The organism is Streptomyces sp. NPDC043908 (assembly GCF_056435525.1).
The window spans coordinates 38,494-54,208 of record NZ_JBWKEI010000012.1; the positions used below are offsets into that span (position 1 = coordinate 38,494).

13 protein-coding genes are annotated in these 15,715 nt (G+C 73.1%); 10 read left to right on the forward strand and 3 right to left on the reverse strand.

What is annotated here, in order from left to right; all coding sequences use genetic code 11:
* Positions 1–6 precede the first annotated feature (6 nt).
* A complete protein-coding gene (locus tag AC069K_RS25235; RefSeq protein WP_358834131.1) occupies positions 7–792 on the reverse strand; it encodes an amino acid ABC transporter ATP-binding protein in 786 nt (261 codons plus the stop codon).
* Between the two features lie 252 nt (positions 793–1,044).
* Between AC069K_RS25235 and AC069K_RS25240 the strand changes: the two genes are divergently transcribed.
* Complete coding sequence (locus AC069K_RS25240; protein WP_358834130.1) at positions 1,045–1,749, forward strand: response regulator transcription factor; 705 nt, start codon at positions 1,045–1,047, stop codon at positions 1,747–1,749.
* Between the two features lie 15 nt (positions 1,750–1,764).
* On the forward strand, positions 1,765–3,165 hold the full coding sequence (locus AC069K_RS25245; protein WP_365108729.1) for a sensor histidine kinase: 1,401 nt from the start codon (positions 1,765–1,767) through the stop codon (positions 3,163–3,165).
* 36 nt (positions 3,166–3,201) lie between these two features.
* On the opposite strand, the gene AC069K_RS25250 is transcribed toward AC069K_RS25245, so the two are convergent.
* Positions 3,202–4,197 (reverse strand): TAXI family TRAP transporter solute-binding subunit, encoded by a 996-nt coding sequence (locus tag AC069K_RS25250; protein ID WP_478620121.1) that lies wholly within the window; start codon positions 4,195–4,197, stop codon positions 3,202–3,204.
* Positions 4,198–4,294: 97 nt separating this feature from the next.
* Here AC069K_RS25250 and miaB point away from each other — a divergent pair, with 97 nt between their 5' ends.
* Positions 4,295–5,791 (forward strand): tRNA (N6-isopentenyl adenosine(37)-C2)-methylthiotransferase MiaB, encoded by a 1,497-nt coding sequence (miaB, locus tag AC069K_RS25255; RefSeq protein WP_365108725.1) that lies wholly within the window; start codon positions 4,295–4,297, stop codon positions 5,789–5,791.
* 256 nt (positions 5,792–6,047) lie between these two features.
* Entirely contained in the window at positions 6,048–6,767 is a 720-nt protein-coding gene (locus tag AC069K_RS25260) for a class III extradiol dioxygenase subunit B-like domain-containing protein (protein ID WP_358991324.1), read from the forward strand.
* Between the two features lie 256 nt (positions 6,768–7,023).
* Here the strand turns inward: AC069K_RS25260 and AC069K_RS25265 are convergent, their stop codons facing one another.
* The gene (locus tag AC069K_RS25265) at positions 7,024–7,287 is read right to left on the reverse strand and encodes a hypothetical protein (protein ID WP_365108722.1); all 264 of its coding nucleotides are present in this window, start codon (positions 7,285–7,287) and stop codon (positions 7,024–7,026) included.
* Between the two features lie 183 nt (positions 7,288–7,470).
* On the opposite strand from AC069K_RS25265, the gene miaA reads away from it, so the two are divergent.
* The 6 genes from miaA to hflX all read left to right on the forward strand — a co-directional run bounded on the left by miaA (position 7,471) and on the right by hflX (position 15,643).
* Entirely contained in the window at positions 7,471–8,409 is a 939-nt protein-coding gene (gene miaA, locus AC069K_RS25270; protein WP_365108719.1) for a tRNA (adenosine(37)-N6)-dimethylallyltransferase MiaA, read from the forward strand.
* Between the two features lie 106 nt (positions 8,410–8,515).
* Entirely contained in the window at positions 8,516–9,100 is a 585-nt protein-coding gene (locus tag AC069K_RS25275; protein WP_478620126.1) for a hypothetical protein, read from the forward strand.
* Between the two features lie 222 nt (positions 9,101–9,322).
* Positions 9,323–10,207 (forward strand): diaminopimelate epimerase, encoded by an 885-nt coding sequence (dapF, locus tag AC069K_RS25280; protein ID WP_478620129.1) that lies wholly within the window; start codon positions 9,323–9,325, stop codon positions 10,205–10,207.
* A 140-nt stretch (positions 10,208–10,347) separates the two neighbouring features.
* Positions 10,348–12,435: a RelA/SpoT family protein gene (locus AC069K_RS25285; RefSeq protein WP_478620132.1), complete on the forward strand. Its 2,088-nt coding sequence runs from the start codon at positions 10,348–10,350 to the stop codon at positions 12,433–12,435.
* Positions 12,436–12,515: 80 nt separating this feature from the next.
* Positions 12,516–13,985: a M1 family metallopeptidase gene (locus AC069K_RS25290; RefSeq protein WP_478620135.1), complete on the forward strand. Its 1,470-nt coding sequence runs from the start codon at positions 12,516–12,518 to the stop codon at positions 13,983–13,985.
* Between the two features lie 152 nt (positions 13,986–14,137).
* Positions 14,138–15,643, forward strand: coding sequence for a GTPase HflX (gene hflX, locus AC069K_RS25295; RefSeq protein ID WP_358833849.1), 1,506 nt, complete (start codon positions 14,138–14,140; stop codon positions 15,641–15,643).
* Positions 15,644–15,715 lie beyond the last annotated feature (72 nt).

The window sequence follows — 15,715 nt, forward strand, 5'->3', positions numbered from 1 at the left end:
GCAGCCTCAGTGGTGAAGGATCTTCGACAGGAAGTCCTTGGCCCGGTCGCTGCGCGGGTTGCTGAAGAACTGCTCGGGCACGGCCTCTTCGACGATCCGGCCGTCGGCCATGAAGACGACGCGGTTGGCGGCGGAGCGGGCGAAGCCCATCTCGTGGGTGACGACGACCATCGTCATGCCGTCGCGCGCCAGCTGCTGCATGACCTCCAGGACCTCGTTGATCATCTCCGGGTCGAGCGCGGAGGTGGGCTCGTCGAAGAGCATGACCTTCGGGTCCATCGCCAACGCGCGCGCGATGGCGACACGTTGCTGCTGTCCGCCGGACAGCTGCGCCGGGTACTTGTCGGCCTGGGTGCCCACGCCGACCCGGTCGAGCAGGGCACGGCCCTTCTCCTCGGCCTGCTTCTTGTCCGTGCCGCGGACCTTGGTCTGGCCCAGCATGACGTTCTCCAGCACGGTCTTGTGCGCGAAGAGGTTGAACGACTGGAAGACCATGCCGACGTCGGCGCGGAGCCGGGCCAGTTCGCGGCCCTCCTGGGGCAGCGGCTTCCCGTCGATGGTGATCGACCCGGAGTCGATGGTCTCCAGGCGGTTGATCGTGCGGCACAGCGTGGACTTCCCGGACCCCGACGGTCCGATCACGACCACGACCTCGCCGCGCGCGATCGTCAGGTCGATGTCCTGGAGCACGTGCAGCGCGCCGAAGTGCTTGTTGACGCCGCTCAGCACGACCAGGTCGCCCGACGCGGGTGCCGCGTCCTGGACGTCCTTGGTCACTGATACTCCGCTCATCGGCTTCCAGCTCCGCTCTTCCTCGGTTGGGGAGGAACGTAGTGCGCCGCTGCGACCAGCGTCATTACATCTGAGCGAGAATTGAGCATCACGATCCGGTAGCGGGGTGGCACTCTCCGTGAAGGGGGCGCGCCGCGCAATACCGGCTCCGTAACGGATACCGCGCTCCGGTGGGTGCCCCCTTGACGCACACCCGCGGCATGGGCGTGGATGCGGGAGTACATGCCTGGCGACGACTACGGAAGGGGGACGATGAGACTGCTGCTCGTCGAGGACGACGACCATGTCGCCGCGGCCCTGTCCGCCGTGCTCGCCAGGCACGGCTTCGCCGTCGTGCACGCGCGCAACGGCGAGGAGGCGCTGCGGGCGCTGCTGCCCGACGACCGCGCCCCCAAGGAGCCCTTCGCCGTCGTGCTGCTCGACCTCGGGCTGCCCGACCAGGACGGCTACGAGGTCTGCGGGAAGATCCGCAAGCGCACCGCCACGCCGGTGATCATGGTCACCGCGCGCGCGGACGTGCGCTCGCGCATCCACGGCCTCAACCTCGGCGCCGACGACTACGTGGTCAAGCCCTACGACACCGGCGAGCTGCTGGCGCGCATCCACGCCGTCAGCCGCCGCACCACCGCGGGCGAGGACAGCGGGGCCGTCCCGGCGGTCGCCCTGCGGCTGGGGCCCGTGGAGATCGAACTGCCCACCCGGCGCGTCAGCGTCGACGGCGAGAGCGTCCAGCTCACCCGCAAGGAGTTCGACCTCCTCGCCCTGCTCGCCCAGCGGCCCGGAGTGGTCTTCCGGCGCGAGCAGATCATCAGCGAGGTGTGGCGGACCAGTTGGGAGGGCACCGGGCGCACCCTGGAAGTGCACGTCGCCTCGCTCCGCTCCAAACTGCGGATGCCCGCCCTGATCGAGACCGTGCGCGGCGTCGGATACCGGCTCGTCGCCCCGGCCGCGCTGTAAGGCCCGACACCCCAGGTGCGTACGCGACTCCTGCCGCTGCTGATCTTCCTGCTCGCCCTCGTCCTGGTGGCGCTGGGCTTCCCGCTCGCGATCAGCGTGGCCTCCGCCCAGCAGCAGAAGGTCGTCGTCGACCGGATCGACGACACCGCGCGCTTCGCCGCGCTCGCCCAGTTCGTCACCGCCGTCGACGACAAGGACACCAGCAGCAGGGAGCGCCTGGCCACCCTGGAGAAGGAACTGGCCCGCTACCACGAGCTGTACGGGATCCGCGCGGGCGTCTTCTTCCGCAACGGCGCCGCCATGGCGAGCGCCCCCGAGGGCTGGGGCGTGCCGGACGAGGGCAAGGGCCAAGACGCCTTCCAGGAGGCGCTGGCGGGCCGCAGGAGCCACGATCCGCCCCAGGTGTGGCCGTGGCAGCTCGGACGGCTCGTGGTGGCCTCCCCGGTGGTGCGCGAGGGCGACGTGATCGCCGTGGTGGTCACCGACTCGCCCACGGGACACATGCGTTCGGCGGTGCTGCGCGGCTGGCTGCTGATCGCGGCCGGCGAGGTGGCGGCGATGCTGCTCGCGGTCGGCGCGGCCTTCCGGCTCACCAGCTGGGTGCTGCGGCCCGTACGCGTCCTGGACGCGGCCACCCACGACATCGCGACCGGGCGCATGAAGTCACGGGTCGCGGTCGCCGGCGGTCCCCCGGAACTGCGGAGGCTGGCCCGTTCGTTCAACGAGATGGCCGACAACGTCGAGGACGTGCTGGACCAGCAGCGCGCCTTCGTCGCCGACGCCTCCCACCAGTTGCGCAACCCGCTCTCCGCGCTGCTGCTGCGCATCGAGTTGCTCGCCCTCGAACTGCCCGAGGGGAACGAGGAGATCGCCTCGGTGCGCGCCGAGGGCAAGCGCCTGGCCCAGGTCCTCGACGACCTGCTGGGCCTGGCCCTGGCCGAGCACGCCGAGGCGGACCTGCGGCTCACCGACATCGGCGCGCTGGCCGGCGAGCGGGTGGCGGCCTGGCGTCCGCTCGCCGAGGACAAGGGCGTGCGGCTCACCGAGCGGCGGGCCGCCGTCACCGCCTGGGCGGACCCGGTGGCGCTCTCCAGCGCCCTGGACGCCGTCATCGACAACGCACTGAAGTTCACCCCCGCGGGTGAGGAGGTCACGGTCTCCGTCGCCGCCGACGGGGACCACTCGATGATCACCGTGACCGACCGCGGACCCGGTCTGACCGACGACGAACTGAGCCGGGTCGGTGACCGTTTCTGGCGCGCGGGCCGGCACCAGAACGTCAAGGGCTCGGGCCTGGGCCTGTCCATCTCGCGGACCCTGCTGGCGGCGGGCGGCGGCACCATCACGTACGCCCATCACACCCCGCACGGCCTGCGGGTGACGCTCAGGGTGCCGCGCACCTCACCGACGGGCTGAGAGCCTGGGGAGCGCGGTCCGGGCCCGCGCCCCGGTTCAGGGCTTGGTCGACAGGTAGTAGCGCCGGGCGCCGTCGTGCAGCGGCAGCGGTTCCGTGTAGATCGCGGTGCGCAGGTCCACCAGCTGCGCGGCGTGCACCTCGCGTCCGATGGCGTCCCGGCTGCGGATCACCGTGTGGGTGAACTCCTCGGTCAGGCCCGGGTCCGTACGGTCCGTGGTGACCAGCAGGTTCGCCACGGCGATCGTCGGCACGGCGGCGCCCCGCTGCGCCTGCGGATAGGCGTCGGCGGGCATGGTCGCGGCCCGGTAGAAGCCGGTGAGGCCGTCCGCGGCGTGCAGCGCGGTGACCAGGTCGCCCAGCGGGACGAGACGGATCTGGTCCTGCTGGGACAGCCGCAGCACCGCGGTGGTGGGCAGGCCGCCCGACCAGAAGAACGCGTCGATCTTCCCGGCCCGCAGCAGCTCCGGCATGGTGTCGATGCCCGCCGACACCGGCGTGATGTCATGCGCCGGATCCAGCTTGGCGGCGGTCATCAGCCGCTCCGCGAGCAGCCGCACCCCCGACCCGGGCTGCCCTATGCCGACGCGCTTGGAGCGCAGGTCGGCCGTGGTGCGCACCGGGGAATCGCGGTCCACCACGAGCTGGACGTAGTCGTCGTAGAGCCGGGCGCAGCCGCGCAGCCGGCCGGCGCCCGTGGAGCCGTCGCGGAGGTACTTGGCCACCGCGTCGGCGGTCGCGATGGTGAAGTCCGCCTGGCCGGTGGCCACCCGCTTGAGGTTCTGCTGCGAGCCCTCGCTGGTCTGGAGCCGGACGTCCACCTCGGGCAGGTCGTCGGCGAGGGCCCGCTCCAGCAGCTCGCCGTACCGCTGGTAGACCCCGGTCCGCACACCGGTACTGAACGTGATCGTCCCCGAGGGCGGCGAGCCCCCCACCGAGAGCAGCCACCACAGCAGCAGCCCGAACGCGACCAGGGCCGCGACCGCCCCCTGGAGGGCACGGCGGCGGCTGACACGGGGGAGGGCCTGGAGCATGGCGCGATCCTGCCAGCTCACTCCCCGTGATGGCCAGGCCCGGGGTCGGGGAAGGCGGGACGGCCTGTCGGTGCGACCTCGTACCCTGGTGTACGAGATGAGCGAGGTAGAGGGTTTGAAAACGTACGAGGTGCGCACCTACGGGTGCCAGATGAACGTGCACGACTCCGAGCGGCTGTCCGGCCTCCTGGAGGGCGCGGGGTACGTACGCGCGCCCGAGGGCAGCGACGGGGACGCGGACGTCGTCGTCTTCAACACCTGCGCGGTGCGCGAGAACGCCGACAACAAGCTGTACGGCAATCTCGGCCGCCTCGCCCCGATGAAGACGAAGCGGCCCGGGATGCAGATCGCCGTCGGCGGCTGTCTGGCCCAGAAGGACCGCGACACCATCGTCGCGCGGGCCCCCTGGGTGGACGTCGTGTTCGGCACGCACAACATCGGCAAGCTGCCGGTGCTGCTCGAGCGCGCCCGCGTCCAGGAAGAGGCGCAGGTCGAGATCGCCGAGTCGCTGGAGGCGTTCCCCTCGACGCTGCCCACCCGGCGCGAGTCCGCCTACGCGGCGTGGGTCTCCATCTCCGTGGGCTGCAACAACACCTGCACCTTCTGCATCGTCCCCGCGCTGCGCGGCAAGGAAAAGGACCGCCGGCCCGGTGACATCCTCGCCGAGGTCGAGGCGCTGGTCGCCGAGGGCGTCTCCGAGATCACGCTGCTCGGCCAGAACGTCAACGCGTACGGCTCGGACATCGGCGACCGCGAGGCCTTCTCCAAGCTGCTGCGCGCCTGCGGGAAGATCGAGGGCCTGGAGCGGGTCCGCTTCACCTCGCCCCACCCGCGCGACTTCACCGACGACGTCATCGCCGCGATGGCCGAGACGCCGAACGTGATGCCGCAGCTGCACATGCCGCTCCAGTCCGGCTCGGACACCATCCTGAAGGCGATGCGCCGCTCGTACCGCCAGGAGCGCTTCCTCGGGATCATCGAGAAGGTCCGCGCCGCCATCCCGCACGCGGCCATCTCCACCGACATCATCGTGGGCTTCCCCGGCGAGACCGAGGAGGACTTCGAGCAGACCATGCACGCGGTCCGCGAGGCCCGCTTCGCGAACGCCTTCACCTTCCAGTACTCCAAGCGCCCCGGCACCCCCGCGGCGACCATGGAGGGGCAGATCCCCAAGGAGGTCGTGCAGGCGCGCTACGAGCGCCTGGTCGCGCTCCAGGAGGAGATCTCCTGGGAGGAGAACAAGAAGCAGGTCGGCCGGACCCTGGAGGTCATGGTCGCCGAGGGCGAGGGCCGCAAGGACGGCAGCACCCACCGCCTGTCCGGCCGCGCCCCCGACAACCGCCTGGTGCACTTCACCAAGCCGGAGCAGGACGTGCGGCCCGGCGACGTGGTGACCGTGGAGATCACTTACGCGGCCCCGCACCACCTGCTGGCGGAGGGCCCCACCACCGCGGTGCGCCGCACCCGCGCGGGCGACGCCTGGGAGAAGCGCAACGCGGCCCCGGCCCAGCCCGCCGGAGTGCTGCTCGGCCTGCCGAAGATCGGCGTCCCCGAGCCGCTGCCGGCCGCGACGGGCGGGTGCAGCGTCGTCTGACGCGTCTCCACGCGCGCGTGGGGCGGCGTTCGTCTCCGGCCAGGGCCGGAGGCGGGCGGTCCTTCCAGGCACGCGGGAGGTCCGCCCACGCGCGCACGGAAGGGCTTTCGGGGACGGGCGGTCCGTCCGTGCGCGGGGCCGGTTCATCGTCGCCCAGTCGCTCCGGCGGGCCATCCTCGGCCCGTCCCCGCGCGCGTGGCCGGTTCGCGCCGCCCGTGCCGGGCCGCGGGGGGACGCACCCACTACGCTGCGGATCATGCTCGTAGCCGCCGCCGTCTGCCCCTGTCCGCCGCTGCTGGTGCCCGCGGTCGCCTCCGGCGCCGCGCCCGAACTCGACGCCGCGCGGGACGCCTGCGCGGACGCCGTGGGCCTGCTGGCCGCCTCCCGGCCCGACCTGCTCGTCGTGGTCGGCCCCGCCGAGCAGGCGGCCCGCGGCCCGCACCCCCAGGGCGCGCCCGGGTCCTTCGCGCCCTTCGGCGTGGACCTGCGCGTGACCCTCGGCCCGGCGCCGGGCGAGCCGGACGGCACCGCCCGCGAGCTGCCGCCCTCCCTCGCCGTCGGCGCGTGGCTGCTGGAACGTGCCGGCTGGTCGGACGCCCCGGTCGAGGGCCTCGGGGTCGGTGAGCCGCTGGAGGCCGCGCGCTGCGCCGACGTGGGCCGGGGCCTGCCCGCCCGGGCGGACCGCGTCGCCCTGCTGGTGATGGGCGACGGCAGTGCCTGCCGCACCCTGAAGGCCCCCGGCTACCTCGACGAGCGTGCCGCGGCCTTCGACGAGGGGGTGGCGAACGCGCTGGGCGCCGCCGACACACGCGCGCTGCTGGAGCTGGACGCGGAGCTGGCGTACGAACTGAAGGCGGCGGGCCGGGCGCCCTGGCAGGTGCTCGCGGGCGCCGCCGAGGGCGCGGGCCTGGAGGGCCGGCTGCTGTACGAGGACGCGCCGTACGGGGTGGGGTACTTCGTGGCCGTCTGGTCCTGAGGGCGCGTCGGGGGTACCGGGCCGGCGCCGGCCCGAGGCGGGCGCCCGCGTCAGGGCGGCGCGCGGCCTTGCGCAGGGGCGGGCCACACGGGGACGGCCGTGACCAGAGCGGCGAGCGGCACGACGCGGGGCCCGGCGAGGGCGCGACCCCGTCGGCGCACACGGGGACGGCCGCGGAGCGCGAGTGCTCCACGGCCGTCTCCGAGGTGATCAGGCCGACGGGGGCGGGGTGCCGCCGCCGTCCTCGTACGCCGCGCTACTTCCGGGCGCTCTCGCCCGCCTCGTTGTCCGCCGCCTCCTCCGCCGACTGCTGCTTGGGGATCTCCATGCCCTCGGCGGCGGCCGGTTCGGCGGCCTCCGTCGGCGCGGCCTCCGCGGCGGGCTCGGGCTCCTCCGTGGAAGCGGCGGCCTCCGGCCCGGCCTCGACGGCCTCCTCGGCCTCGGCCGTCGCGGTGGCGGACGGGGCCTCCTCGGTCGACGCCTCTACCGCCTTACGGCGAAACCTCGAAAAAACGCCCATATCAACTCCATAGCGTACTCGTGTGGGCGAAATCCCACCCCATCCGGAGCGCCTCATTGCGGCGGCCGGGGGCACCGGTTCGGCAGACCGGCGGTCGGAACCTCGCAACAGGCAACGAACCCGGATGCGCCCCGTCACGTAGCTCGTTCGGGGACGGCCGCCGAGGTTTGCGAGACTGTGACCGTGAGAACTGCAGCTCCCGCACCGCGGGTCATCGCCGTCGTCGGTCCGACCGCGGCCGGAAAGTCCGATCTGGGTGTCTTCCTGGCCCAGCAGCTCGGCGGCGAGGTCGTCAACGCCGACTCGATGCAGCTCTACCGGGGGATGGACATCGGCACCGCCAAGCTGACGCCGCGGGAGCGCGGCGGCGTGCCCCACCACCTCCTGGACATCTGGGACGTGACCGAGCCCGCCAGCGTCGCCGAGTACCAGCGGCTCGCCCGCGCCGAGATCGACCGGCTGCTCGCCGAGGGCCGCACCCCCGTCCTCGTGGGCGGCTCCGGCCTCTATGTGCGCGGCGCGATCGACGTGCTCGACTTCCCCGGCACCGACCCCGAGGTGCGGGCGCGGCTGGAGCGGGAGCTGGAGCAGGACGGGCCGGGCGCGCTGCACCGGCTCCTGGCCGAGGCCGACCCCGAGGCGGCGCGCGCGATCCTGCCCAGCAACGGCCGCAGGATCGTGCGGGCCCTGGAGGTCATCGAGATCACCGGCAAGCCGTTCACGGCCAACCTGCCGGGCCACGACTCCGTGTACGACACCGTGCAGATCGGGGTCGACGTGGGCCGCCCCGAGCTCGACGAGCGGATCACCCTCCGGGTCGACCGGATGTGGGAGGCGGGCCTGGTGGACGAGGTGCGCGCGCTGGAGGCCCAGGGGCTGCGGGAGGGACGCACCGCCTCGCGCGCGCTGGGCTACCAGCAGGTGCTCACGGCGCTCGCGGGGGAGTGCACCGAGGAGGAGGCGCGCGCCGAGACGGTCCGCGCCACCAAGCGCTTCGCGCGCCGCCAGGACTCCTGGTTCCGCAGGGACCCGCGCGTGCACTGGCTCAGCGGCGCCGCCGAGCATCGCCGGGAACTCCCGGGGCAGGCGCTGACGTTGGTCGAACGAGCGGTCACAGCCTGATCACGTGATGGCATCGGGACGCACCGCCGGTCATTGAGGCACCCGCGCGCGTGCCATCATCGACCTCGATCGACCAGTGGAGTCCGAGTGGGGAGGGCGCGTGGCGATGGAGGCCGGCCCTCGCGACAGAGAGCACGGAACGCGGGACGAGTCCGCGCGACCGGGTCCTTCGGAAGTGACGGCAGTGTCGGAAGGGCCGGACGTGAGCGACGCCGGACGGGAGCCCGCCCACGGCGACGCCCCGGAGCCGAGCCCCGCGGAGCTGAGCGTCGGCGCCCTGGGCCCGACCGTCCCGGGAGCCGTCGGGCTCACCCCCGACGGGCCGCAGGACGAGGGCGTGCTCGCCGAGGGCGGCGAGGTCGAGGTCGAGATCCGTCCGCAGCGCAGGCTGCGGATCTGGCAGCTCGCCCCGATCGTGACGCTCGCCGCCATGGGCTCGCTGATGTTCGCCTTCCCGCTCGCCTTCGAGTTCGGCGACGGCGGCCCGGTCGTGGCCATGCTCGGCCTCCTGATCAGCTGCTGCGCCGCCGGCTGGGGCCTGATGGCCGCCCGCCGGGTCGGCTACACCTGGCCGGGACTGCCCGCGCGCGGCTCAGGCGGGCGCCCCGACTGGCGCGTCATCGGGCTGTACGTGGCGGGCCTGGCCGTGGTGGTGGCCCTGGCCGTCTGGCGCGTCGCCCGGCTGCGCTGAAGCCCCACCGCTTCTGGGGTCCGCCGCTCCGGTCTGCCGCTCCCAGGGTCTGCCGTTCCGGGGCTGCCGCTCCCAGGGTCTGCCCTTCCGGAAGCCGCCGCCCCCAACCCGCCGGACGGGCCTCACTGCCCCCGAGCCCTGCCGCCGCGCCCCCCGCCCGGGCCCGGTCCCGTCTCCCCGGCGCCCGGCCCGTTGTCCGAGGGCCCCCGTACGATGGGCGGCGTGAACACCACCTCGCCTCTCACCTTCCTCAAGGGCCACGGGACCGAGAACGACTTCGTGATCCTCCCGGACCCGGACAACGCGGTCGAGCTGCCCGCCGCCACCGTCGCGCGCCTGTGCGACCGCCGGGCCGGCATCGGCGGCGACGGGCTGCTCCACGTCGTGCGCAGCGCCGCCCACCCCGAGGCGAGGGCCATGGCGGACGAGGCCGAGTGGTTCATGGACTACCGCAACGCGGACGGCTCGATCGCGGAGATGTGCGGCAACGGCGTGCGGGTCTTCGCCGGGTACCTCCGGCGTGCCGGGCTCGTCGAGGAGGGCGACCTCGCGGTCGCCACCCGGGGCGGAGTCAAGAAGGTCCACCTCGCCAAGGGCGGCGACATCACGGTCTCCATGGGCCGCGCACGGCTGTTTGAGGAGGGCGTCACCGTGGAGGTGGACGGCCGCAGCTGGCCCGCCCGCAACGTGAACATGGGCAACCCGCACGCGGTCGCCTTCGTCGAGGACCTCTCCCACGCGGGCGAGCTGCGCTCGGTGCCGGCGTACAGCCCGGCCGCCGTCTACCCCGAGGGCGTGAACATCGAGTTCGTCGTCGACCGGGGCCCCGGCCACGTGGCGATGCGGGTGTACGAGCGTGGCTCCGGCGAGACCCGCTCGTGCGGCACGGGCGCGTGCGCGGTGGCCGTGGCGGCGGCGCGCAGGGACGGCGCCGACCCCGCCGTCACCGGCGCCCCCGTGACGTACCGGGTGGACCTGCCCGGCGGGACCTTGATCATCACGGAGCTGCCCGACGGCGAGGTCGAGATGACCGGGCCGGCCGTGATCGTCGCGGAAGGTGTGATCGACCCGGCGCTCCTGGCGACGGTTGAAACGGCTGTGGCCTGAACCTTCGCTCGAATGGGTGATCCGGTTCACGCTGAGCGAGAGCCGGACTGCGCCACGTGGTGGGGTCGGTAGCATCAAGCACCGGCCCGGAGGGCACGCCTGCCTTTCCACCGCCGGTCGATGCTGCCGGAGGTGCCCCCATGAGTGCAGAGGCCACGAATCCTGACGCGCAGAGTCGCCGACGCGGCCTCCCCAGGATCGACCTCCGCAGGCTGGGCCGGGCCGCCCTGCTGGGCCCCGCCTCCCGCGACCGGCTGCCCGACGCCATCGGGCACGTCGCCGAGGCGCACCGGGCCCACCACCCCGACGCCGACCTCGCGGTGCTGCGCCGCGCGTACGTCCTGGCGGAAACGTCCCACCGCGGCCAGTTCCGCAAGAGCGGCGAGCCGTACATCACGCATCCGCTGGCCGTCACCCTGATCCTCGCCGAACTCGGCGCCGAGACCACCACGTTGACCGCGTCCCTGCTCCACGACACCGTCGAGGACACCGAGGTGACCCTCGATCAGGTGCGGGCGGAGTTCGGCGAGGAGGTCACCTATCTGGTCGACGGCGTCACCAAGCTGGAGAAGGTCGACTACGGAGCCGCGGCCGAGCCCGAGACGTTCCGCAAGATGCTCGTCGCCACCGGCAACGACGTCCGTGTGATGTCGATCAAACTCGCGGACCGGCTGCACAACATGCGCACCCTGGGCGTGATGCGCCCGGAGAAGCAGGCGAGGATCGCGAAGGTCACCCGCGACGTGCTGATCCCGCTGGCCGAACGGCTCGGGGTGCAGGCCCTCAAGACCGAACTGGAGGATCTGGTTTTCGCCATCCTCCACCCCGAGGAGTACGAGCACACCCGCGCGCTCATCGCGGCCAACTCGGGCACCGAGGACCCGCTGACCACCATCGCGGACGGCGTCCGGGCCGTCCTGCGCGAGGCGGGCATCAGCGCCGAAGTCATGATCAGGCCACGGCACTTCGTCTCCGTCCACCGCGTCCACCTCAAACGCGGGGAGCTGCGCGGCACCGACCTGGGCCGACTGCTCGTCCTGGTCGCCGAGGACGCCGACTGCTACGCGGTCCTCGGCGAGCTGCACACCTGCTTCACCCCGGTGATCTCGGAGTTCAAGGACTTCATCGCCGCCCCCAAGTTCAACCTCTACCAGTCGCTGCACACGGCGGTCGCGAGCACCGGCGGCGCGGTCGCCGAGGTCCTCATCCGCACCCACCAGATGCACAAGGTGGCCGAGGCCGGTGTCATCGCGCTGGGCAACCCGTATGCGGGGGGCGGGCCCGGCGACGGCGCCGACCCGGCGGCCGACGAGCGCGAGGACCCCACCCGCCCCGGCTGGCTCTCCCGCCTCCTGGACTGGCAGCAGAACGCGCCGGACCCCGACACCTTCTGGTCCTCCCTGCGCGAGGAGCTCGCACAGGACCGCGAGATCACCGTCTTCGGCTCCGACGGCCGCACCCTCCCCCTGCCGGCCGGGGCGAGCTGTGTGGACGCCGCCTACGCGCAGTACGGCGAGGACGCCCACGGCTGCATCGGCGCGCGCGTCAACGGCCGTCTGGCGACGCTGAGCACCGTCCTGAGCGACGGCGACACCGTGCAGCTGCTCCTCGCCCAGGACGCCGCCTCCGGGCCCTCCCCGGACTGGCTCGACCACGCCAGGACCCCGGCCGCGCGGATCGCCATCACCGGCTGGCTCGCCGCCCACCCCGAAGGGGTCAAGATCCCGGCCGCGGCGCCCCGCCCGCAGATGTCCGTCACCACCGACCGGCGCAGCGCCGCCAACGCCGTCACCGACCTGCCGGGCGCGACGGTACGGCTCGCGGGGTGCTGTACGCCGGTGCCGCCGGACGCGGTCACCGGCTTCGCGGTGCGCGGCGGCGCCGTGACCGTCCACCGCGAGGAGTGCCCGGCGGTGGCCCGGATGACGACGCTGGGCCGGGCCAGGGTCGGGGTGCGCTGGGGCGACACCGCCGCCTGCCGGGTCACCCTGGTCGCCGAGGCGTTCGGCCGGCCGCGGCTGCTCGCCGACCTCACCGAGGCGATCGCCACCGCGGGCGCCGCGATCGTCTCCGCGACCGTCGAGCCGCCCAGCGAGCAGCGGGTGCGGCACACCTACACCCTCCAGCTGGCCGACGCCGCCGAACTGCCCGGTCTCATGCGCGTGATGCGCGACGTGCCCGGCGTCTACGACGTGAGCCGGGCGCAGCACCCGGCCGCGGCGGGCTGAGGCGACGGGCCGACGCTCGTTCGGGTGGAGGTGGTGCGCGTCGGCCCCGACCTCGCGCGGCGGACTGGTAGCGGTAGGGCATGCTGCTCTCCTCACGCCGTGTGCGTGCCGCTGTGCTGGCCGCCGCGGCGGCCTGTGTCCTGGCCGCCGCCCCGCCCCCGCCCGCCCCGGCCGGGATCGGCGACCGGCTCTTCCCGCATCTGGGCAATCCGGGGTACGACGTCCTCGCGTACGACATCGGATTCACCTATCAGGGCGACAACAGCAAGCCGCTGGAGGCCGTGACCACCATCGACGCGCGCGTCACCGGCTGGCTGGAGCACATCAACCTGGACTTCGCGCGCGGCACCGTCCGCGGTGTCGACGTCAACGGGCAGCAGGCCGAGTTCGCCAGTGCCGACGAGGACCTGGTGATCACCCCGCCCCGCCCGGTGTACCCGGGAGAGGAGCTGCGGATCACCGTCCGGCACACCAGCGACCCGCGCGCGGGCGACGACGGCGGCTGGGTGCGCACCACCGACGGCCTCGTCATGGCCAACCAGGCCGACGCCGCGCACCGCGTGTTCCCCTGCAACGACCACCCCTCCGACAAGGCGATGTTCACCATCCGGGTGGACGCGCCCCAGGAGTACACGGTCGTCGCCAACGGCCTGGAGGCCGGCCGGACGCGGACGGGCGCCCGCGCCGTCTCGACGTACCGCACCGAACACCCCATGGCGACCGAGCTCGCCCAGGTCTCCATCGGCCGCTCGGCGGTGGTGCGCCACGAGGGGCCGCACGGGCTGCCCCTGCGCGACGTCGTCCCGGCCGCCGACCGCGAGCGCCTGGCGCGCTGGCTGCGCAGGACGCCCGCCGAGATCAGCTGGATGGAGAAGCAGGTCGGGCCGTACCCCTTCGAGACGTACGGCGTCCTCATCGCCGGCGCCGACACCGGGTTCGAGCTGGAGACCCAGACGCTGTCGCTCTTCGAACGCTCGCTGTTCGTCCGCCCCGGCTTCCCCGAGTGGTACGTGGACTCGGTGATGGTCCACGAGCTGGCACACCACTGGTTCGGCGACAGCGTCTCCCCGCGCGCGTGGTCCGACCTCTGGCTCAACGAGGGGCACGCCACCTGGTACGAGGCGCTGTACGCGCAGGAGCACGGCAACCGGTCGATGGAGACGCGGATGCGCGAGGCCTACCGCCAGTCCGACGGCTGGCGCGCCGCCGGGGGGCCGCCCGCCGCCCCCAAGCCGCCGGCCGCCGGACAGAAGATCAGCATCTTCCGGCCGGTCGTCTACGACGGGAGCGCGCTGGTGCTGTACGCGCTGCGGCAGGAGATCGGGGTGCGGAGCTTCGGCGAGGTGGAGCGGCGCTGGGTGGGCGAGCACCGGGACGGCACGGCGACGACCGCCGACTTCGTCAGCCTGGCGTCCGAGGTCACCGGACGCGATCTGGGGCCGTTCCTGAAGGAGTGGCTGTACGGGACGAAGACGCCGCCGATGCCCGGGCACCCGGACTGGCACGCCGCCGCGCCGGTCGCGGAACGCGTGCCCGCGCCCAGGCCCTAGGGCCCCGGAAAACCGGGATGACGGCCCGGGCGGCACCGTGCGACCATCGTCGGGTCGGCGGCGCCGCCGGGATCGGATTCCGTCCGGGAATCTTTCGGGTCCACTACGCGTTGTGACCGGCATAACCGCAATTCCAACGACGTAAGGATCCAATGACCTCCTCTTCATCCCCTTCCCAGGACGAGCAGAGCTTCGCGGAGAAGAACCGCACCGAGAGCCTTCGGGCCGATGCCCTGATGGAAGAGGACGTCGCCTGGAGCCACGAGATCGACGGTGAGCGGGACGGCGAGCAGTTCGACCGCTCCGAGCGCGCCGCCCTGCGGCGCGTGGCGGGCCTCTCCACCGAGCTGGAAGACGTCACCGAGGTCGAGTACCGCCAGCTGCGCCTGGAGCGCGTCGTGCTGGTCGGCGTCTGGACCACGGGGACACTCAAGGACGCGGAGAACTCGCTGGCCGAGCTCGCGGCCCTCGCCGAGACGGCGGGCGCCATGGTGCTCGACGGCGTCTACCAGCGCCGTGACAAGCCCGATCCGGCCACGTACATCGGCTCCGGCAAGGCGCAGGAGCTGCGGGACATCGTCCTGGAGACCGGCGCCGACACCGTCGTCTGCGACGGTGAGCTCAGCCCCGGCCAGCTGATCCATCTGGAAGACGTCGTCAAGGTCAAGGTGGTCGACCGGACCGCCCTGATCCTCGACATCTTCGCCCAGCACGCCAAGTCCCGTGAGGGCAAGGCACAGGTCTCGCTGGCCCAGATGCAGTACATGCTGCCCAGGCTGCGCGGCTGGGGCCAGTCGCTGTCCCGGCAGATGGGTGGTGGCGGCTCCGGTTCGTCCGGCGGCGGCATGGCCACCCGTGGTCCCGGTGAGACCAAGATCGAGACGGACCGGCGCCGTATCCGCGAGAAGATGGCGAAGATGCGCCGTGAGATCGCGGAGATGAAGACCGGCCGCGAGATCAAGCGCCAGGAGCGCCGTCGCAACAAGGTCCCCTCGGTCGCCATCGCGGGGTACACCAACGCCGGCAAGTCCTCGCTGCTCAACCGCCTCACGGGCGCGGGCGTGCTGGTGGAGAACGCGCTGTTCGCCACCCTCGACCCGACCGTGCGCCGGGCCGAGACCCCCAGCGGGCGGCTCTACACCCTGGCCGACACCGTCGGGTTCGTCCGGCACCTGCCGCACCACTTGGTCGAGGCGTTCCGGTCCACCATGGAGGAGGTCGGCGACTCCGACCTGATCCTGCACGTGGTGGACGGCTCGCACCCGGCCCCGGAGGAGCAGCTGGCCGCCGTGCGCGAGGTGATCCGCGACGTGGGCGCGCTCGACGTGCCCGAGATCGTGGTGATCAACAAGGCGGACGCGGCCGACCCGCTGGTCCTCCAGCGCCTGCTGCGGATCGAGAAGCACTCCATCGCGGTCTCCGCCCGTACGGGCATGGGCATCGAGCAGCTCCTCGGCATCATCGACGCCGAACTGCCGCGCCCCGAGGTCGAGATCGAGGCCCTCGTGCCGTACACGCAGGGACAGCTCGTCTCGCGGGCACACGCCGAGGGCGAGGTGATCTCCGAGGAGCACACCCCGGAGGGCACGCTGCTCAAGGCGCGGGTGCACGAGGTGCTGGCGGCGGAGCTCGCTCCGTACGTCCCGGCCAAGCACTGACCGCGCGCGGGCCGGGCGCCGTCCCGGCCCCGCGCACCGACGGACCGAGGCCCGTCCCCTCCGTACGAGGGG